Genomic DNA, 18,386 nt, shown 5'->3' with positions numbered 1-18,386 from the left:
GGCGGTGAATGATTAATATGCGAAAAGACATTGAAGAGCAGAAAAACCATAATTGGTCCTTAGAAGACTACGAGCCATATCCAGAGTTTCATGCATTAAAAAAGTCTTTATCGTGGTTTCAAGATCAAAAGGTCGGTCTCTTAATCCACTGGGGGTTATATGCGCAGGCTGGCATCGTGGAATCTTGGCAGTTGTCAGCCCAAGATCAGTGGGCGCGCCAACCAACTGCCTTTCGTTCAAATATGGCGCAATTACAAAGGGATTACTGGAAACTAGCAAACCAATTCAGCCCGACCCATTACGATCCCTACCATTGGGCTGAATTGTTTCGCCAAGCAGGCATTACATATGCTATTTTCACAACGAAACATCACGATGGGTTCAATATGTACGATACCAATGCAAGTAACTACAAAATCACCAACCCACACTACCCGTACCACAATGACCGTTATGAGGATGTCTTTGGTGCTTTTACCAAAGCCATGCGTCAGGCGAACATTGCGGTTGGTGCGTATTATTCTAAGGCCGATTGGTACAGTGAAAATTACTGGCCGTCACCAAAAACACACTATGGTCGCACAGTGGGGTATGATATTAGAGAAGAGCCAGAGAAGTGGACACGTTACGTTCATTTCGTTCACCAACAATTGCAGGAAATCACCACCCAATACGGTCCCCTGGCGATGCTATGGTTGGACGCCGGTTGGGTAAAAGATCCGCAGGAGCCACTCCACTTAGCTGAGCTCATGGATCAAGTTCGCTCACGACAACCACAAATGCTGGTAGTCGATCGAACCGTTGGTGGCAGATTCGAAAATTACGTGACACCAGAACGACAAATTCCCACCCTAGCTACCCGACCTACGATTCCATGGGAAAGCAACATTCCACTGGCTAGAAATTGGGGTTATATTCCCCATGATCAATATAAATCCACTAAACAAATCATTAGCGATTTGCTAAAAATAGTCACACTAGGCGGGAATGTCGTATTCGGTGTTGGCCCAACTGCACAGGGGTTAATTCCTACACCGGCTAAAAAAGCACTGCACGATCTGGGTGGCTGGCTATCACTCAATGGTGACGGAATTTACGGAACACGCGCATGTTCTCCAGAAATTATCCAAGCCACAGAAAAGCTTGGCTGTGCCATTACTGAAAAAGCGGATGCCTACTATCTTTTTCCCATGAAAGAACGTCAAGATCGTATTGATCTGCATCAACTGCCCATCGCACCCATCAAAAAGGTAGTCTCGTTAGGACAATCAAATATTTCGCCAGGGATTGTTGACGGTTGTATCCATCTTCCAGGATCTTTCAGCCATGCCCTCTTTCCAGGGATGAAATTAATCAAAGCAGAGGTGAAAAGCTCCTAGAAGTCATCGCTTAGCCGATTAAACTTAGAAAAAGTGAGTCGAAAACGTCATGGACAAAACGAATCCCATCCGACAGATGAATGAGCAAAAAGTAATCCGGCAAATTATTGCTAATGGCACTATTTCGCGAAGCCAAATATCCCGCAACCTCGGACTAAACAAGCCCTCGGTGTCCGAAATTGTCGACAAACTGATTAATCAGGGTTTTGTCACAGAGCTTGGTCCTGGCGAAAGCACAAGTAGCGGCGGTCGCCGTCCGACAAACTTGCAGCTCAATGTCGATTTTGGGTATGTTGTCATATATGAGTTGGGTGAAGATGTCGTATATCGCATGATGAGCCGGATTGATGCCAGTGTATTTTCCGTGACCGAATACGCAGAACCAGACCACGATATTCAAAAACGAATGCAAATAATGATTGCACATGCACAAGATGCAGATGCTCCAAAGGGAGTTCCTTTGCGAGGAGTCGCCGTCGCCGTTCATGGTATTGTTGATCAAAATCAAGTCGTTTTTTCACCGTTTCTTGATTTTAAAAAAGTTGATGTCGCCACGCAACTGAATACCACCCTTCACGTCCCGGTAAAAATTGAAAATGAAGCCAACCTATCAGCAATCTATGTCCGTGATTTTGATAACCATCAACGATCCAAAGACCTGATATGTATCAGCATCCACCAAGGGATTGGTGCTGGCATTATCATCGACGGTCGCTTGCGTACTGGCAATCATGGTGAAGCTGGCGAAATTGGCCAAAGTGTCGTATATGATCATAGTCTCAGCAGCCGCGGACAACTGAGAACAATCGAGAGTATCTGTTCTGAAACAGCCATACTTCAGATTGTCCGTGAAAGAACAGGCTGGAAGAACTTTGATTTGGAGCGATTGGTGAGTTGGTATCGCAGACCGGATTCTTTGATTACTGGAATCCTCAATGACTTCTGCTACTACATCGCTAATGTCATCTACAATGTCACAATGACAATCGGCCCAGAACGAATTGCTCTGAATTCTCGCCTGATACAGGCGCTTCCTGAATTATTGATCAAAATTCAAAACAATATCCCCAAGCACGCAAGCAGTCCAATTCAGATAGATCTTGTATCCGATGTCCGTCAATGCACCTTGCTGGGTGGTTGCTCAGTAATTCTGCGCGAATTGCTGAATACTGGCGAGGAACCACTTACTTTTAAGCACCTGTTGTCGTAGCGAGTACCGTTGCATCTACTAGCCAAAGCACTGTTCATTGATGAATGGTGCTTTTTTACATTACTGGTCTTGCCGCTGACGTGGTGAGAATAGTACCACCATCGCTACCGCATAGCCGACAGCCAGCACCACGGATGAATTTGAGTACTGAGTCCAGCCCAATAGACCGGTCACTGCCACGAGACCAACAACTAGGATTACACCTCTCCAAACATTTCTTTTTGCAGTGGTACCCCGCAAAACACGATAATATCGGCCGATTCGCGGCATGGCCAATGCATTCGTCAGGGTCATCAGGACAATTAACAAACCGACGCCGTGGCTAGTCGCGAATCCTGGTACCTTCATTTCGTGCGCCAAGAGAAACAGCAAAAACCCACATCCAATAATAACGATACCCGCATCATAATTGCCGCGTCGCGCAACGCGGCCTCTTTACCTTGCCATGCTTTCACCATGTCCGCATCCTCTCGAATCAAGTCGTCTAAAGATAGTTGATACAAACTGCTCAAAGCCACCAAACTTGTAATATCAGGATAAGTCCGTTCATTTTCCCAACTCGACACCGTTTGGCGGGTCACGTGCAGTTTGGCTGCCACATTGTCTTGCGTCAGATTGCCATGTTGTCGCGCAGTGGCTAATCGTTGACCGATCGTCATTCTCATCACTCCTCGCAATTAAATTTAAGTCGGTACCCATCAGATTACCAGCAACAAAATGTAGCGGCCAGTATTTCCCGGGAAATTTTTTACAAATCAGGTAACAAAAAAGCTGCCTCGGCAGCTTTTGCAACATTGTTTATTGAATATGATAATTAACCAGTACCTTCAATGCATGGTCAACATCCGTAGCCGTCTTGATTCCTTCTTCTAAGTGAGCTTGATCCACTTCTTGGGTAATCATTGTGGCTAAATTGAATTGTTGACTGGCCATTATCGTCATCACCGTATGCACATCCTCCGGCCGATATCCACCAGATCCACCAACACTTTTTGATCCATAAGTGAGCTCCAAAAAATTGAAATCTGGTTTGGTGTTATTAATTCCCACTGAAACAAAGCGGCTGTCGATTGGTCCAAACTCGATAAAATCATGTAAAATATCATTACGTCCGACCGCATCGATGAAAATTGCCGCATCTGGGCATTCTCCATGAATTCCAAAGGTACTGCCCAGCAGTGTAATCCCCTTTTGCCGGACATCTTCATGAGCATTGTTGATTGTCTCGAACCCCAATTGGCGCGCAATATTCAGTCTAAAGTCCGATTGGTCCACGACTACAACCTGCTTGACACCAAAATGTGTCAATGCGACAGCCGCGGATAACCCAATTGTTCCTGCACCATAGACAATAGCCTGATCGCCCTGGTGAGGGTCACCATGACGTGCCGCACAAGTCCCCACAGTAAAGGGCTCAATCATTGCCCCAATCCGAGTATCGATCGCCTGCGGCACAGGATAAAGCTGCTTGTTCAGTTGCGCATTGGGAATCAGAATGTATTCAGAAAACGCCCCCATGCTACCGGCCCGACTAGTATCTCCCCGTGCATACAGGGGATAAGGATAGACACGCTCTCCCACCTTAAAACCTGTTACATTCTTACCCACCTCTGCGACTCGACTGATTGCTTCATGGCCAAACTCATGGTTGATTCCGACTTTATGTCCAGTTTCGGTCCCGTGATTGTAAACCGCGACATCCGAACCGCAAATTCCGGCGTAAATATTTTGAATCACCACATCATCATCCCCCGCCTGTGGTGTAGGTAACTCCACTAACTCAATGTTTTTCTTACCTTTGTAGATTGCAGCCTTCATTCCAATCACACTCCTTATGGCTTTTACTTTACGAGGTGGGTAAAATAAAGTCAGCCATCAATATTCAGACAAGTGTTGGATTTTTGGAGGGTTGTCGTATGGCGGAACACAACAGGCATTGGTTGGCGACGCACCACCAATTACAAACTATTACTTTTCACTTACTCAAAACCACAGCGCCGGAGGCAATCACAGTCAGTCAGCTTTGCGCCGCTGCGCATATTAACCGATCAACTTTCTATGCACATTATCAAGACGTATTTGATTTAGTTGACCAAACACAGGCCAGTAAACGACAGGAACTGTTATCCGAGTTCGCTGACACTGCAAAGTTTCAGCACCACTCTTTCCTGGATCAGACATCACTTCAGGAATTCCTCCTATTCATTCGCCAGAATGGCTGGTTCTACCAGATTGTCCTGCGTACCCGAAATGATTTTCCCATTCAAGAGGGATTTGATCAGCTATATCGACTACTCATCGTACCTGTAAAAAAACGTCATCCAGAAATATCGGATGACGAGGCACTATATTATTTTGTTGCCTTTCAATCAAGCTTCACCATGATCCTGCGCCGCTGGTCAGAAAACAATTATGACCTAGCCCCAAATAAGGTGGCAACCATTATCATTAACAGTTTGCCCTATTTGCTTCATGCTAACCTTTATTCTAGTCGTGCGCAGTGAGCCATTGATCCAAAACTTGGATGAATTCATCGTGCTGATCCAGCAGCGCTAAGTGCCGACTGTTCGCAAATAAGTGCCACTTGGCACCAGGAATATGGTCATACACCGTTTTGGCAATCAACGGCGTGCATAGATCATCGGTCCCGTTGGTCACCAGCACAGGTACATGGATTTTGTGCAACTGGTCCGTGACTTCGAAGTCGCTGATGGTGCCATTCTCAGTAAACTCATTAGGCCCTTCAGCGATCAAGCTGGCTCTCTTACCATTTGTCGGTCGACGCAGCGGTTCCGGTGAATTCTCATCCGGATCATCCCAACAATACCGCTCCATATACCGATCGTTAGCCGCCAAATACTTCACGTTCTCAAAATCGCCCGTCCGTTCCGCCTCTGCGATTGCCGTGCGGTCCTCATAGCTCAAGTAAGAAATCAGCCGATGCTGCTCTTTAATCCACAACTTAATGGACGACGGTGAACCATCGATCATGACACTCTTGATGCCTTTAGGATCGAAACTGGTCAGGTAATACATTTCCAACATGCCGCCCCAAGACTGCCCCAGCATGTGCACTTCATCCAAGTGTAGGTACTTGCGCAGTGCAATCAATTCTTCAGCCCACGTTTCTTTGACGTACACGGCTGGATCTTCTGGTAAAGACGATTTCCCACAGCCAACTTGGTCATACATAATCAACTGACGGCCGGTATTGGCATAGTCATCAATGAGTTCAAAATAGTTGTGTGATGACCCGGGGCCACCATGGATCAGCAACAGTGGCGCCTTATCTGGATTGGGTTCGCCGACGATCCGGTAATAGGTCTTGTATTCATGGAATGGCATATAGCCTTCTTGGATTTTCAAATGCAACAGTCCTTCTGACAAAGAATTATGGTGCTTAGAGCTGATTGTACTACTTATCGGAAGTACGCAAAAACGCCGACAGTTTTTATCTGCCGGACGTTTCGTGTAGCGATGGAGACCAATCAGAACTTCAACTGGCCATCGCCCGCCATTAATGCGGTCATCTCTTCAATTTTATCCAATGGGAATGGTGGATCAGCCACTGGCTTCATGGCGATGGACATGAGTTTCATGGGATTGTCGTCCGCTGCAATGCGATTCGATGACAATTCTCCACACCGCCGGCAGCGATGAATGATCGCCCATTCGCCGCCTTTGCGGACCCATACTGCGACAGGGTCCATAATGCCGCCGCAATTAGCTTGGCGATCACCAGGCTCAATGTCCACGTGTAAGCTGCTTAGGCAGTTGGGACAATGGTTGCGCTGGTCGGTCCCAGCACCGTTGGGCATGACTGGCCGCCCGCAGACTTTGCAGGTAAAGCTGTCATGATTAGCGTGTGTTTTGTAATATCCTTTAGCGTATTGTTTTCGTTTGTTTTCTCGATTCACGAATTGTACCCTCCTAATTAATCCATTACTGACTCCAGTTAGGAAGGTTTTTGCAAAATGGTGCTGTGCACAAACCCTCCGGTTAGCGCACAATCGCCGATGCTAAATTATTAAACATAGAAGTTTTTGGTCCTTTCTTGTCACAGCCTGATGTACCCAGATGTCCCCCGAAAAAGAAACGGGCTGCGCCGCTTCTAACCGGTCGGCTCCGCCCTCTGTACGAAAAAAAGCGCAGTTTCCCACTCCGCCACAAAAGAGACTGCGAATGTTTGCATCCGCCGTTCCATTCCGTAGGGCATTTGGGTACACAAAGAGCATCCATCAAAATCTCTTTGTATCACAAATGATTCCTTACGCAATGGCCGACACAAACATACCTCGCTCGCTTATTAAGATGCTCAAATCTTAGCATGCCTCTGTATTCTCTGTCAACCTAGCCTGAGCGGCAACTTCACTTTCCCGCCGGTCGTTTACGAGTACGATACCGTTGATACACCATGTCCTTCACGACTAGGAACGCATCTAATTCGCTCAGACCCAACTCTTTTTTCACCCGATCATATAAATCAGAGACTTCCTGACTCAACATTCTCGCCTTGGTCATGTGCTGGTAATCCTGAAGAATTGGATATTTCTTAGCCCAAGCACTGGTCCAATCAATTTGATCCGAGGCCTGTTCCCAATCTGGATCGTTCATGGTGATGTCATGGCCCAACAATTGATCATACGTGAGGCCAAACAGATCTGCTAGTATCTTTCCTTTAAACAGTTCCGGTACCGCTTGGCCGGTTTCCCACTTAGAGACAGTCTGCCGAGTCACCCCAACCTTTTCGGCCACCTCTTCTTGAGAAAGGCCCGCTTTTCGGCGCTGATCACGCAGTTGTTCTGCAAATTCCATCGCTAACCCCTCCTGACATTGACTATTATCGGAGAAATATGCGGTGGTGGCTACCAACTCAAACGGGCAAAGTGTCAACTAGTGGTTGCACTCGATTGTACTGGAATTCAAATTATTGCAAACCGATTGATTTTATCGCGCATCTGATTGGCCGTCATTGGGCAATAACCTCCAAAACTTTGGAAAGAGTCGATTTCGGATACAGCTCTCTTTCGAGGGTCAAAAGTTCTTGGTAATCTCTGTCTCGTCGTTCCATATATCGTTTTGCCGCATCGTTCTTGATATAGGGCTGGGTATCCGGAGAATTCCAGGCATCTAGCAGTGATCGTTCAACAGAATAAATTGAGATTTTATTCTTGTCGGGCGTTAACTGTGTCGTGATTCCTGCTGAATAGTAACGACCGGTGCGGTATTGTGCTTGAATATAACTGTCTTCCAAAGTGCCAGGCGCTGCATGATAACCCTTCGGAAACGTCATCGTATATCGCCACGGCATCTCATCACTTAAATCATAGAAAACAAGGGCCGACTCCTGTGAAAACACCACCCGTGAGAAACGTTGGGAAATGATACTCATCTCGTCTTCTAAATAGCCTGCGACAACATACGTCCCTGCGCTCGGTTTCGTTAAAATGCCTTGGAAAATGCCTTTCTCTAACTGATAGGAACTGACATTGTATTGCTTAGCAGTACCAAACGTAAATGAGGTGTAATCGTCCATTAGGTTCGCCAGGTTGACATTAATTTGACTCATATACTACCTCCTACCACGTGGGTTAGTATATCGCTTCAATTACGTTTCAGTAAGTAAAAGGGGCTACACCTCCTGACGGTTCACCCCATACGCCGGTCAAAGTACATCCAGCAAATCGTATAGACGACAAATCCAATGGAAACCAACACGCCCAAAATCAGTACACTAATTTTGGCCAGCAGCCGGGTGTCCATTCCGTTCACGATGCCTAAACCGCTGATAATCAGCAGGCTCACCATCACACCAGTCACTAGGAACCGGTATGTCATTCGGACAGACCGATCGGCAATACGTTCTTCCCGTTCGTCAGCGGCACTAAATTCGCCCGCATCTGGATTAAATGACCGATCTTTGCGGGCTAGTAAATGCCGGATAATCAGAAATCCCATGAGCCACACAACAAATACATTACTGATCCATCCGTACTCCAAACGAATTCCGTTGGCACCAAAGTAGCTTCTGTTGATCATATCAATGGTGGCGGCGGTGAACAGCAGCATAATGCCAATATTCCCGACCTGCTCAATCACGATCTTCTTCATGGCTTATCTCTCCTTTACCAACGCAAAGATTTCCTGTACTGGCAGTGCCAAAGCGTCCGCTAACATCAATCCCAGTGTCAACGACGGCGTATAGTTTCCCTTTTCCAGCGAAATGATCGTCCGGCGGGTCACCCCGACGCGGTCGGCCAGTTCCGCCTGGGTCAGTCCCTGGGCACGCCGGACTTCAGCAACCCGATTGACGACTTTCATTGGCATTCACTCTTTCTAAACGTGAAGTATGCTTCACATTGATTATCTCCCACTTTAAACGTGAAGTCAACTGCACATTAAGAAATATTTTCCCGACCGAAAAACAGCAGCCAGATCACGGATTGGATTACTACCCATGATCTGGCTGCTGTTTTAAAATTTCGGAAACAAGGGCGAAAATCCACGACTCGTCGCCGCCGACTGCGCCATCCCGATTAATGAGTGCAATTTTGATTGGTATCTTAATCTCCCTGGTTGAGGTTCTTCACTCCATCCTCGGTCGCGCGTACTTTCAACACCTCATCCAGCGCCGCACTCAATGCCGTCTTTAACCGGTTCAACCGCGGCATATCCTTCACCACGTCATCACTAAACATCACGTCCATCGGTGTCCACCAAACCGGTCCCGGCTGAGCTGTGTCGCCATTATGCCGTGGAAACAGGTGCCAATGCACGTGGGCATCACCATTACCCAGCAGTTCAATATTCATCTTATCCGCGTGAAACGCTTTGGCGCACGCCTCTTGCACCAGACTCATTTCTTCAAGAAAAGCCAGTTTTTCAGCCGGCGCCAGCTGATGAAGTTCCGTCACATGATGTTTTTCCAAAAACAAAGTGTAACCTTCGAAGTATTGGCTGTCGCCCAGCACCACATAGCCAGTGTTCAACTCACGGACAAAATACGGATTCTTGTTATCTTGGATCAACTTGATACGGTCACAGATTAAACAATGCTTGGTCACGTAATTTCCCTCCTTGAATGGCACACACGCTTAGTTACTTATGGTACGGACTCCCAATATTGATCATAAACGCCCGATAAATCTGCTCCATCAACACCAAGCGCATCAACTGATGAGGCATGGTTAGTTTACCAAAACTCAGCGTATCATTTGCCCGCTTCATCACTTCCGGGCTTAACCCCAAGGAACCGCCGATCACAAACGTAATGTCCGGGTGGCCATACGTCCCCAGATCCGCAATTTCTTTGGCAAACGCCTCAGAACTGCGCTGTTTGCCTTCAATAGCCAAGGCAACGACATACTCTTTGTCTTTAATCTTACCCAGAATTCGGCTACCTTCTTTTTCCTTCACCTGGGCCATTTCCGCCTCAGACAATGATTCCGGTGCCTTTTCATCCGCCACTTCCACGATGTTGACTTTCGCCAGCTTGTCCAGCCGCTTCTTGTACTCCTGAATGCCCGCCTTGAAATACTTCTCTTTCAATTTACCGACGCCGATCACTTTGATGTTCAACAACTTCACCTCGCATTAATTATACGTGAGTTCGTGGTCCGTGACTCGCAGAAAATCAGCATAGTCCTGGGCCTCTGCGGCAATTTCTTTTTTCAGCTCAGAACTGAATGGTGAAAAAGGCGTTACTGTGATCGTCAGCTTATCTCGTTGCTTACGCTGTTGCCGCCAGCTGCCAACGATTTGCCCCTGATTAAGCACCGCCCCCGGATTACCCACCGTTCGCCAAACCTGACGCTGTTTCTGTTTATCCGCCAGCAACAAGTCCCGGCCGTTTGCATCAAGAAAAGGATCGTGGGGACCCAATAACCGAACACCGCCAAGACTGTGCAGCTCCGTTAGTGCCGGAAGATCCTCCGTCAGCATCACGCCACCATTCACCTGGGTCACTTCTTGTTTAATCAGCCGCCACAGTCGTTTCCCTTGGGCCGTGGAACTGCCCAACCATTTCGTGAATTCTTGGCGATTGGTGGGCCCATATGCGTGGACAAACCGCCGGACCAATTCACGGGCTCCGTCCACTGCTGGTGGGAGCGTCGGATGGATAAAGGTCGGCGTTTGCCCGCGGCGAGGCCCAAATGCCACCTGACCCAGAAAACTCGCTGGCCGCAGCATAAAGGATACGGCAGCTTGACCGAGGGTTTGGTTAGCTCCATAGGGTGATGGATTCTGCCAAGCCGCAATCTGAGTCACCGGTAATTGTTCTTCCACCTGTTTGGCGACTAGCGTATCCAACTGGGTCTTGCCAACCACCGTTACTCCCGGTTGTAGAACACCACCCGTCGCATCTACCACCAACGCCAGCAAAGTAGCATAATCCAAACCCAGTTTATCCAAAGACGGTACTAACCCAGCCGTATAGATCCAAGGCTCCTCGCCTTTTTCAGCGATCAAGGCATCCAAGAAAACATTGCTATCCCGAGACGGAAATACCACCGGTGCGCCCCGAAAGCTCCACGCCTGACACAACGCGTTTCCTTCTTCCAACACGTGACGCAACTCTGCTGCAGTCACCCCGCGCACTCGATTGAAAACTGCCTGCTCCCAGGCACCAGGCGGGGAGTTTTGCATGCCAATCGTTCCCACGATATCAAACAATCGGGAACGCGATACTCTTTCAGCCAAATGGTGCACGTGTACCCTGAAATCCCGGATCATATCACCGTTGACCATGGCTGATCCACCGTCCTTTCTCAATCGATGCTCTTATCAATAATCGCCCGCAGCACTTTTTCCCGCAATGACACGGCATCGATATGGTTGGTGATCTCGTATTCATGGGTCAGCACATCACAGATATAGAGCTGGGACACCCGGCCCGCCACAGAGCCGCCATTCAAGAATTCCTCAATTGCTGTCTGCAGCACCACGTCACCCAATTTGCCGATTGGTGTGAGCGGGTTATTGGTAATAGCCACAATCTTAGCGCCGTTCGTTTGGGCGATATGCAAGGAATCGTATGTATCCTTAGTACGGCCCGACAGTGAAAACCCGAAGACCAAATCATCGGCGGTAAGCAACGATGCAATCTGGGCCTGAAAATGCGGATCAGGCACGGCCACGGCTCGGACGCCTGCCCGCAATAAAATCGATTCAAAAGCCAAGGAGGCCTCCCCACTGCTGCCGACCCCAAATAGGTAGATCGACTTGGCATCCGTCATTAGTTTGACAGCCGTCCGCAGATTATCCTTCTTGATCAATTTGGCCGTCGCCCGCAGTGCATCACTGAGATGGTTGGCCATGTCGTCATAAAGCGTGGATTCCTCGTGCAACTCCGTTTTGGAGAAATTCTCCTTCGCGACGGCGATCTTAAAATCAGAAAAACCAGAATAACCAAGTTTTTGACAAAACCGGATGATCGTCGCGTCCCCTACTTTAGTGGCCGCCTTCAAATCGCTCATCGTGCTATACATGATCTTTTCGCCCGCAGACAGGACAAAGTCTGCCACCCGTTTCTCCGACTTCGTCAACTCATCATATTTTTCCCGGATCAATTGCGTGCTGTCCATAATCGGCCACCCTTCGTTTGCTCTTCACATTATACCAAAAATAATTGGAGAATTTCTCCAATTAACCGTTTACAGGATAGTCAAGCGGTGTTATATTGTGTTTGGAGGAATTATCCAATACATCAAGAAATGGAGGAAATCCTATTGCAGAAAGAACAGTTTATCCAACAAATTCACGACGGTCTCATTGTCTCTTGTCAGGCCCTACCTGGTGAGCCGCTGTACACACCCACTGGCGGCATTATGCCGCTGATGGCCAAAGCGGCCGCCGAAGCCGGTGCAGTCGGCATCCGCGCTAATTCAGTGCGGGATATCAAAGAGATCCAGCACACGGTAGATTTACCAATTATCGGCATTATCAAACGCGATTATCCGCCAGAAAAGCCATTCATCACCGCCACAATGCAAGAAATCGATGAACTCGCCGCCTGTCACGTGGCCGTCATTGCACTGGATTGCACTCTGCGCCCCCGTCATGACGGGCTGACAATCAATGAATTCATCGCCGCCATCAAAGCCAAGTACCCGGATCAATTATTCATGGCTGATATCTCAAACGAAGAAGAAGGCGTCAATGCTTGGCAGGCCGGTATTGATTTCGTGGGGACGACGCTGAGCGGCTATACCGCCGAAAGTCCGCAACTGGATGGACCAGATCTTGACCTGATTCAGCACTTAGTCGAGCAAGATATCGACGTGATTGCTGAAGGACGAATTCATTCACCAGAACAAGCTGTGCAAGTGCAGGCCATTGGACCAAAGGGAATTGTCGTGGGCGGCGCGATTACCCGACCGAAAGAAATTGCCGCTCGCTTTATTCAAGCCTTACACATTGAGGAGGGTGTCACACATGTTTAAGAAGTTTTCGCAATTAGGCCGCGCATTCATGCTGCCGATTGCCATCTTACCGGTTGCCGGACTCTTGCTCGGTCTGGGCGGGGCATTAACCAATGCGGGTGCTCTGCAGGCCTATCCATTTCTCAATCAAGGTTGGTTGCAAACCATTCTGAAAATCATGAATTTCGCCGGCAGTGCGGTCTTTACGAACATTGCCTTGATCTTCGCCATCGGGATCGCCGTGGGGTTGGCCAACGGCGATAAAGGAACCGCTGGCTTAGCCGGTGGTGTGGCCTACTTGGTTTACACCGCCACCATCAGCGGTCTGCTCCAAATGTTCTCCACCAAAGGGGCCACCATTGACACTGGGGTGTTAGGTTCCATTGTCGTCGGTGGCGTTGTGGCTTATCTCCACAACCATTATCGAAAAATTGAACTGCCGCAATTCCTGGGATTCTTTGGCGGATCCCGGTTCATTCCCATTATTTCTTCGTTAGCTGCTATTGTTCTGGGTAGTATCTTCTATATCATTTGGCCCCCGATTCAAGGCGCCCTGGTTGAGGCCGGGAAAACCATTGCCACTTGGGGCAGCATCGGGACTTTTTTCTATGGTTTCCTATTACGGTTGACGGGTGCTGTCGGTTTACATCACACCATCTATCCGATGTTTTGGTACACCTCACTGGGCGGTACCGCAGTGGTCGCTGGCCATACCATCAGCGGTGCGCAAAACATCTTCTTTGCCCAGTTGGCTGATCCGCATCACACAGGTCTTTTCACGTACGGGACCCGCTTCTTCGCTGGCCGGTTCGCCACGATGATGTTCGGTTTACCTGCGGCTGCGTTCGCAATGTACCGAGCCATTCCAAAGGCCAATCGTAAAAAGAACGGGGGCCTGTATTTCAGCGGTGCCTTAACCTCATTCCTAACGGGGATCACAGAACCCTTGGAATACACTTTCCTGTTCGTTGCGCCATGGCTGTATGTCATCCACGCATTTCTGGACGGTCTGTCTTTCTTCTTCGCCGATATCATGAATGTCCGCATTGGTAACTCATTCTCTGGCGGGCTGATCGATTACTTGCTCTTCGGAGTGTTACAAGGCCAAGATAAAACCCACTGGATGTATGTCCTGCCCTTCGGTGTAGCGTGGGCCTTCGTCTACTACTTCGTCTTCACTTTCTGTATCAAACACTTCAAGGTGGCCATCCCCGGCATGTTCAATGACGAAGAAGCCGCCACCGTACCCGCCAGTGCTGATGCCGACATTGCCAAAACGCCGACCGGTGATAACGGTCTAGCCGGCCAAGCCATGGCCATTATTGCGGCATTAGGTGGTCAAGCGAACATCGAATCTGTCGAAGCATGCGCCACGCGATTACGTGTCGCCGTGAAGAACAATGCCACGGTAGACAAAAACTCGATGAAAAAGCTCGGCGCAATCGCCGTAGTTGATGTGAGTGGCGGGATCCAAGCCGTCTTCGGGGGTAAATCGGATCTTTACAGTCAAGAAATCAATCAGATTCTTGGTACAGATTAATCACTCCGCGCGAATAAAAACGTCCCCGGTTTTCTCACCGAGGACGTTTTTTTCGTTTGCATATTCTCTTTTAATCCAAAAAAACACCGGCCAAGGCCGGCGAGTATGTTCCACGGGGGGGTGGAAACATGGGGGAAAAAGGAAACCGTCACCTAGCCAACGTATGGGGGACATTAACCATGATCGGATTCCTTACACTTATTATTATGCTCAGCCAGGCGACAATATTCAATACGATGAATGTTAAGTCACTTTTGTTATTTATTACATTTGGTGGGTTGTCGAAAAACATGGTCAAAAAGGTTGGGCCATTCAAATTGAATATATCAACCGAAAGAGCCGAAAAAAGCCACCAAAACTGGGATATTTTGGTGGTTGAGTCCTTCTGGGAGGAAGGTTGGTTGATTGGGAGATTGGGAGATTGAGCATAGGCGACCACGTCGAACGTCAGCAGAGAGGGAATATTGTGAAACCGTGGCCACCGATTCACAATCACACTTAATATTATCGCGATTTTAATTTTCGGTACAAGGTCATTTGGATTAAGTCACATGTGTTGTTTATTACATTTCACATCCACATCCATTTTTGGGACATCTGAACCAGTATTTTCTCATTTAAAGGCCCTAATAATCAGAGGCTGCATCATTACTGACGATCCCGTGTGGTCACTTTTTGTTGGTCACTCCCCATTGCGTAAATTATTACTGAAATCAGCAAAGCAGCCGTGCCGGCTAGAACTTCTAACTGACGCGGCTGCTTTTTTCGACTCATTCGCGGTCTTTAAAAATGAGCCCCAACACATTGAGAAACACAAACATGACCGCATACCGCTTGAAGTTAAGCGCGATTGCCCCGTGCCCGATGCCGATCAGTACATCGCACAACATCAAACCGATGATCACCATGATCGATAGCGGCAACACAAAGCGCAACCACCGCCTGCCTAATACTTTACTCATTGGTCATCTCCCCGTTTTTATCTGCTTAGTGTCTTTGCTCAGCCAATATAGCATTCTCGCCGTTTGGGTGTAAATGCTTTCAGCTAACACTTTTGTCACGTTGAGGAGCTCAACCACTTTCAATTGAGAGCGGCTACTGTATAAATTACCGACCATTCGCGATACTATCAATAGTAACAATACACCACTCACAAGGAGGCAACATTTTGTCTACACAAACCCCAAAACCCACCATCATCAGCACCGACCCCGGCATTGACGATGCCGTCGCCATTGCGGTGGCACTCGCCAGTGACCAGTTGGATATCCAGCTAATCACACCCCTGGCTGGCAACGTGGATCTTGAAAACACCACCCACAATACACTGCAATTACTCACCTTTTTAGGAAAAAATGTCCCAGTAGTCCCCGGCAGTGATCGACCTTTGCTGCGTCCCACCATCAATGCCAGTGTGATTCATGGCAAGAGTGGCATGAAAGGGTATCCTTTCCCCACACCAACAGTCACCGCAGACCACACCCGAAGTGCCGTCGCAGCAATGCATGCGGTCATTAACCACAACACCACGAAGACGACGGTGATTGGGATCGGCCCATTAACGGATATCGCGATTCTGCTCCATCTCTATCCCGCCGATCGGGAAAAGATCGCAGAAATTGTCTTGATGGGCGGTGCGTTGGGCCGCGGTAATTATGGTGTCCTAGCCGAATTCAACTTCGTCAGTGATCCAGAAGCCGCAGCGATGGTTTTCCAGAGTGGCGTGCCCATAAAAGTGGCCCCTCTGGAAGTGGGCCTGCAAGCCGAAGTGATGCCGGCCACCTCTGAGAAGATCAAGCATCTTGGTAAAGTCGGCGATATGTTTTACGGTCTCTTTTCTCACTACCGCAGCGGCAGTTTCGAGACTGGACTGCGGATGTATGATGCCTTGGCAATTGCCATGCTAGTTGAACCCGAAATGTTTACTTTGGTGGATACCTACATCGCAATTGAAACCCAAGGGGCCTTGACGGCCGGTGCTTCGCTGATCGATCTCACTGGCCGCTTGCACCATGCTCCCAACGCCACCGTGGCCACAGCGGTGGATCCGGCACAGTTCGAGCAATGGTTGGTGAACGCCATCGCCGCCACCAACAAGTAGTCCAACAAAAATCAATGAGGTGATCGTATGACACAAACAGCGCTAGTGACCGGTGCCAACCGTGGTATCGGTTACGAAATCACTCGGCAATTAGCCAATCACGGTTGGCAAGTGATCATTGCTGCCCGGACTTTGAACAAGGCCACAGAAGCGACGAACCAACTAGTCGCAAGTGGTTTAGATATGGCACATTTTGATCAAGTCGCGCTCGATCTCAATGATCCAGACTCGATTGCTCAAGCCGGCGATGACGTCGCCCAACACCATCCAGATTTGACGCTGCTCGTGAACAATGCGGGCATTGCCGGAGACATGGAAAAGCGTGCCTTAGCGACGACTCCGGCCGATTTAGAGGCCACACTAAAAGTTAATCTGTTAGGCACCATGGCTGTGATTCAGGCAATGGCACCCACCTTACGTACCAATCATGGCCGCATTGCTAATTTAACCGGTCCCGGATCCACGACAGTGTGGTACCATCCGTTGGCTTATAGCGTGTCGAAATATGCCTTGAACGGGCTGATTCAAAATATGGCCGCTGATTTTATCCAGCATCAGGAACCATTGAGTATCTTTGGCCTATTTCCCGGTGGCGTGTCAACCGACATCAATCACCATCAACAAGGTCAATTTATGCAATCCGTTGAGGAAGCCGGCCAGCAGATTGTGGATGTTTTGTTGGATGGGCAAGATCATAATGGCCAAATTATTGGCCCAGATGGTAAAGTGCTTTCCCAAGTTCCAGAGTAGATTATGGTCACAATAAAAGCCGAGTCAGCCTTGCAAAGTTGACTCGGCTTTTATTATTCTTTCTGGGCAAGCAACACTGATTTTCTCAACGGAATAGACGGAAACGCCCCAAGTTTTTGAACCGTGAGGGAGGCTGCTCGACTGGCATACTGCACTGCTGCCAAGAGATTACTGCCGTCTGGCCGCAACTCTGCAGCTAAAGCACCAATGAAAGTATCCCCAGCAGCCGTGGTGTCCACAGCTTGCACTTTGTAGGCTGGCACCAGTTCTGAAATATTGCCGCTGGCGACATAAGCTCCCCGATCGCCTAAGGTGATAATCACGGTTTCTACGCCTAACTTGTGATAATATTCAGCACTCGCCTTCAATGACGGCTCATCATCGACCGAAATACCAGTGATCGCTTGGCTCTCTGTTTCATTGGGCACAATAATGTCCGTCAGCCGCAACAGCGACTCTGGAATCTGAGCCACTGCCGGGGCAGGATTCAAAATGGTTTTAACACCTGCTGCCCGAGCAATTTGAAAAGCTTCTTCATCCGCGGGCAATGGCGTTTCAAATTCTGTCACCAAAAAGGTGGATGACTGAATCGCAGCCGCCACCGCGTCCACATCGGCCACTGTCACCTGGGCATTAGCTCCGTGGTCAATGATGATTGAGTTTTGTCCAGAACTCTGCAATAAAATATACGCCTGACCAGTCGCCGCCTCAGAGGTCGTTTTGACCGCTTGAACGTTGATCCCATTCTCAAGAAGCTGGGTCTTCATGTATTCACCATTGGCGTCGTTTCCCACTGCGCCAATAAACGCAGTCTTAGCACCGGACCGGGCCGCTGCGATTGCTTGGTTAGCACCTTTACCCCCACCGGCAGTTGAATACCCACTCATCGCAATGGTTTCACCCGGTTTAGGCAGCGCTTGAATGTGCAAAATGTTATCTACGTTAATACTCCCGATCACAGTGACTGTATTGATCATGACATCCC

24 protein-coding genes are annotated in these 18,386 nt (G+C 48.6%); 8 read left to right on the top strand and 16 right to left on the bottom strand.

Features of this window, described 5'->3' with window-relative positions; all coding sequences use genetic code 11:
* Window positions 1-8: 8 nt before the first annotated feature.
* Entirely contained in the window at window positions 9-1,379 is a 1,371-nt protein-coding gene (locus tag FD09_RS01860) for an alpha-L-fucosidase (protein WP_083487430.1), read from the top strand.
* Between the two features lie 49 nt (window positions 1,380-1,428).
* Window positions 1,429-2,589 carry an ROK family transcriptional regulator gene (locus FD09_RS01855; RefSeq protein ID WP_057817684.1) on the top strand — a complete coding sequence of 387 codons (1,161 nt, stop codon included), beginning with the start codon at window positions 1,429-1,431 and terminating at the stop codon, window positions 2,587-2,589.
* Between the two features lie 60 nt (window positions 2,590-2,649).
* Here FD09_RS01855 and FD09_RS01850 read toward each other — a convergent pair whose 3' ends face one another.
* From FD09_RS01850 to FD09_RS01840, 3 genes are all read right to left on the bottom strand, one after another.
* A complete protein-coding gene (locus FD09_RS01850) occupies window positions 2,650-2,937 on the bottom strand; it encodes a CobD/CbiB family protein (protein ID WP_057817682.1) in 288 nt (95 codons plus the stop codon).
* Window positions 2,934-3,248, bottom strand: coding sequence for a helix-turn-helix transcriptional regulator (locus FD09_RS01845; RefSeq protein WP_057817680.1), 315 nt, complete (start codon window positions 3,246-3,248; stop codon window positions 2,934-2,936). The genes FD09_RS01850 and FD09_RS01845 overlap by 4 nt, the downstream gene beginning before the upstream one ends.
* A 139-nt stretch (window positions 3,249-3,387) precedes the next feature.
* Window positions 3,388-4,407, bottom strand: a complete 1,020-nt coding sequence (locus FD09_RS01840; protein ID WP_057817679.1) for a zinc-dependent alcohol dehydrogenase — start codon at window positions 4,405-4,407, stop codon at window positions 3,388-3,390.
* A 98-nt stretch (window positions 4,408-4,505) separates the two neighbouring features.
* Between FD09_RS01840 and FD09_RS01835 the strand changes: the two genes are divergently transcribed.
* Window positions 4,506-5,093, top strand: coding sequence for a TetR/AcrR family transcriptional regulator (locus tag FD09_RS01835; RefSeq protein ID WP_057817677.1), 588 nt, complete (start codon window positions 4,506-4,508; stop codon window positions 5,091-5,093).
* Here the strand turns inward: FD09_RS01835 and pepI are convergent.
* From pepI to FD09_RS01780, 10 genes are all read right to left on the bottom strand, one after another.
* Complete coding sequence (gene pepI, locus FD09_RS01830; protein ID WP_057817675.1) at window positions 5,077-5,955, bottom strand: proline iminopeptidase; 879 nt, start codon at window positions 5,953-5,955, stop codon at window positions 5,077-5,079. The two genes, FD09_RS01835 and pepI, sit on opposite strands and share 17 nt — an antisense overlap.
* Before the next feature lie 122 nt (window positions 5,956-6,077).
* Window positions 6,078-6,506 (bottom strand): RNHCP domain-containing protein, encoded by a 429-nt coding sequence (locus tag FD09_RS01825; RefSeq protein ID WP_057817672.1) that lies wholly within the window; start codon window positions 6,504-6,506, stop codon window positions 6,078-6,080.
* 451 nt (window positions 6,507-6,957) lie between these two features.
* Window positions 6,958-7,404, bottom strand: a complete 447-nt coding sequence (locus FD09_RS01815) for a helix-turn-helix transcriptional regulator (protein WP_057817668.1) — start codon at window positions 7,402-7,404, stop codon at window positions 6,958-6,960.
* 154 nt (window positions 7,405-7,558) lie between these two features.
* Complete coding sequence (locus FD09_RS01810) at window positions 7,559-8,158, bottom strand: type IV toxin-antitoxin system AbiEi family antitoxin domain-containing protein (RefSeq protein WP_057817666.1); 600 nt, start codon at window positions 8,156-8,158, stop codon at window positions 7,559-7,561.
* A gap of 80 nt (window positions 8,159-8,238) precedes the next feature.
* On the bottom strand, window positions 8,239-8,700 hold the full coding sequence (locus tag FD09_RS01805; RefSeq protein ID WP_057817664.1) for a DUF2178 domain-containing protein: 462 nt from the start codon (window positions 8,698-8,700) through the stop codon (window positions 8,239-8,241).
* A 3-nt stretch (window positions 8,701-8,703) separates the two neighbouring features.
* Window positions 8,704-8,910, bottom strand: a complete 207-nt coding sequence (locus FD09_RS01800; protein WP_057817661.1) for a helix-turn-helix transcriptional regulator — start codon at window positions 8,908-8,910, stop codon at window positions 8,704-8,706.
* 242 nt (window positions 8,911-9,152) lie between these two features.
* Window positions 9,153-9,653, bottom strand: coding sequence for an HIT family protein (locus FD09_RS01795; RefSeq protein WP_057817659.1), 501 nt, complete (start codon window positions 9,651-9,653; stop codon window positions 9,153-9,155).
* A 34-nt stretch (window positions 9,654-9,687) separates the two neighbouring features.
* On the bottom strand, window positions 9,688-10,167 hold the full coding sequence (gene rlmH, locus FD09_RS01790; protein ID WP_057817657.1) for a 23S rRNA (pseudouridine(1915)-N(3))-methyltransferase RlmH: 480 nt from the start codon (window positions 10,165-10,167) through the stop codon (window positions 9,688-9,690).
* 15 nt (window positions 10,168-10,182) lie between these two features.
* Window positions 10,183-11,361 (bottom strand): winged helix DNA-binding domain-containing protein, encoded by a 1,179-nt coding sequence (locus FD09_RS01785; RefSeq protein ID WP_235812186.1) that lies wholly within the window; start codon window positions 11,359-11,361, stop codon window positions 10,183-10,185.
* Window positions 11,358-12,173, bottom strand: coding sequence for a MurR/RpiR family transcriptional regulator (locus FD09_RS01780; protein WP_057817653.1), 816 nt, complete (start codon window positions 12,171-12,173; stop codon window positions 11,358-11,360). Before FD09_RS01780 ends, FD09_RS01785 begins: the two co-directional genes overlap by 4 nt.
* A 144-nt stretch (window positions 12,174-12,317) precedes the next feature.
* Between FD09_RS01780 and FD09_RS01775 the strand changes: the two genes are divergently transcribed.
* From FD09_RS01775 to FD09_RS01765, 3 genes are all read left to right on the top strand, one after another.
* Entirely contained in the window at window positions 12,318-13,031 is a 714-nt protein-coding gene (locus FD09_RS01775; RefSeq protein WP_057817651.1) for an N-acetylmannosamine-6-phosphate 2-epimerase, read from the top strand.
* Window positions 13,024-14,550: a PTS transporter subunit EIIC gene (locus FD09_RS01770; protein ID WP_057817649.1), complete on the top strand. Its 1,527-nt coding sequence runs from the start codon at window positions 13,024-13,026 to the stop codon at window positions 14,548-14,550. The genes FD09_RS01775 and FD09_RS01770 overlap by 8 nt, the downstream gene beginning before the upstream one ends.
* 128 nt (window positions 14,551-14,678) lie before the next feature.
* Window positions 14,679-14,975, top strand: coding sequence for a hypothetical protein (locus FD09_RS01765; protein ID WP_057817647.1), 297 nt, complete (start codon window positions 14,679-14,681; stop codon window positions 14,973-14,975).
* 223 nt (window positions 14,976-15,198) lie between these two features.
* Here FD09_RS01765 and FD09_RS16885 read toward each other — a convergent pair whose 3' ends face one another.
* Window positions 15,199-15,324 carry a hypothetical protein gene (locus FD09_RS16885; protein WP_268873276.1) on the bottom strand — a complete coding sequence of 42 codons (126 nt, stop codon included), beginning with the start codon at window positions 15,322-15,324 and terminating at the stop codon, window positions 15,199-15,201.
* Window positions 15,321-15,512 (bottom strand): hypothetical protein, encoded by a 192-nt coding sequence (locus tag FD09_RS01760; RefSeq protein ID WP_057817646.1) that lies wholly within the window; start codon window positions 15,510-15,512, stop codon window positions 15,321-15,323. The genes FD09_RS16885 and FD09_RS01760 overlap by 4 nt, the downstream gene beginning before the upstream one ends.
* A 206-nt stretch (window positions 15,513-15,718) precedes the next feature.
* Here FD09_RS01760 and FD09_RS01755 point away from each other — a divergent pair, with 206 nt between their 5' ends.
* Together FD09_RS01755 and FD09_RS01750 are read left to right on the top strand one after the other, a co-directional pair.
* Window positions 15,719-16,651 (top strand): nucleoside hydrolase, encoded by a 933-nt coding sequence (locus tag FD09_RS01755; RefSeq protein ID WP_057817644.1) that lies wholly within the window; start codon window positions 15,719-15,721, stop codon window positions 16,649-16,651.
* Window positions 16,652-16,678: 27 nt separating this feature from the next.
* Entirely contained in the window at window positions 16,679-17,401 is a 723-nt protein-coding gene (locus tag FD09_RS01750; RefSeq protein WP_057817642.1) for an SDR family NAD(P)-dependent oxidoreductase, read from the top strand.
* A 53-nt stretch (window positions 17,402-17,454) separates the two neighbouring features.
* On the opposite strand, the gene rbsK is transcribed toward FD09_RS01750, so the two are convergent.
* Window positions 17,455-18,375: a ribokinase gene (gene rbsK / locus FD09_RS01745; RefSeq protein ID WP_157053655.1), complete on the bottom strand. Its 921-nt coding sequence runs from the start codon at window positions 18,373-18,375 to the stop codon at window positions 17,455-17,457.
* Between the last annotated feature and the right edge of the window lie 11 nt (window positions 18,376-18,386).

This window comes from Schleiferilactobacillus perolens DSM 12744, from assembly GCF_001435585.1.
Taxonomy (GTDB): Bacteria; Bacillota; Bacilli; order Lactobacillales; family Lactobacillaceae; genus Schleiferilactobacillus; species Schleiferilactobacillus perolens.
The sequence above is the reverse complement of the archived record's forward strand: the minus strand, read 5'-3'. Positions and strand labels throughout refer to the sequence as shown.

Bases quoted from the DNA above. Each gene is read 5' to 3' on its own strand.
- FD09_RS01860 (WP_083487430.1), top strand. From the start codon at position 9: ATGATTAATATGCGAAAAGACATTGAAGAGCAGAAAAACCATAATTGG.
- FD09_RS01855 (WP_057817684.1), top strand. From the start codon at position 1,429: ATGGACAAAACGAATCCCATCCGACAGATGAATGAGCAAAAAGTAATC.
- FD09_RS01850 (WP_057817682.1), bottom strand. From the start codon at position 2,937: ATGAAGGTACCAGGATTCGCGACTAGCCACGGCGTCGGTTTGTTAATT.
- FD09_RS01845 (WP_057817680.1), bottom strand. From the start codon at position 3,248: ATGACGATCGGTCAACGATTAGCCACTGCGCGACAACATGGCAATCTG.
- FD09_RS01840 (WP_057817679.1), bottom strand. From the start codon at position 4,407: ATGAAGGCTGCAATCTACAAAGGTAAGAAAAACATTGAGTTAGTGGAG.
- FD09_RS01835 (WP_057817677.1), top strand. From the start codon at position 4,506: ATGGCGGAACACAACAGGCATTGGTTGGCGACGCACCACCAATTACAA.
- FD09_RS01815 (WP_057817668.1), bottom strand. From the start codon at position 7,404: ATGGAATTTGCAGAACAACTGCGTGATCAGCGCCGAAAAGCGGGCCTT.
- FD09_RS01810 (WP_057817666.1), bottom strand. From the start codon at position 8,158: ATGAGTCAAATTAATGTCAACCTGGCGAACCTAATGGACGATTACACC.
- FD09_RS01805 (WP_057817664.1), bottom strand. From the start codon at position 8,700: ATGAAGAAGATCGTGATTGAGCAGGTCGGGAATATTGGCATTATGCTG.
- FD09_RS01800 (WP_057817661.1), bottom strand. From the start codon at position 8,910: ATGAAAGTCGTCAATCGGGTTGCTGAAGTCCGGCGTGCCCAGGGACTG.
- FD09_RS01780 (WP_057817653.1), bottom strand. From the start codon at position 12,173: ATGGACAGCACGCAATTGATCCGGGAAAAATATGATGAGTTGACGAAG.
- FD09_RS01770 (WP_057817649.1), top strand. From the start codon at position 13,024: ATGTTTAAGAAGTTTTCGCAATTAGGCCGCGCATTCATGCTGCCGATT.
- FD09_RS01765 (WP_057817647.1), top strand. From the start codon at position 14,679: ATGGGGGAAAAAGGAAACCGTCACCTAGCCAACGTATGGGGGACATTA.
- FD09_RS16885 (WP_268873276.1), bottom strand. From the start codon at position 15,324: ATGAGTCGAAAAAAGCAGCCGCGTCAGTTAGAAGTTCTAGCCGGCACG.
- FD09_RS01760 (WP_057817646.1), bottom strand. From the start codon at position 15,512: ATGAGTAAAGTATTAGGCAGGCGGTGGTTGCGCTTTGTGTTGCCGCTA.
- FD09_RS01750 (WP_057817642.1), top strand. From the start codon at position 16,679: ATGACACAAACAGCGCTAGTGACCGGTGCCAACCGTGGTATCGGTTAC.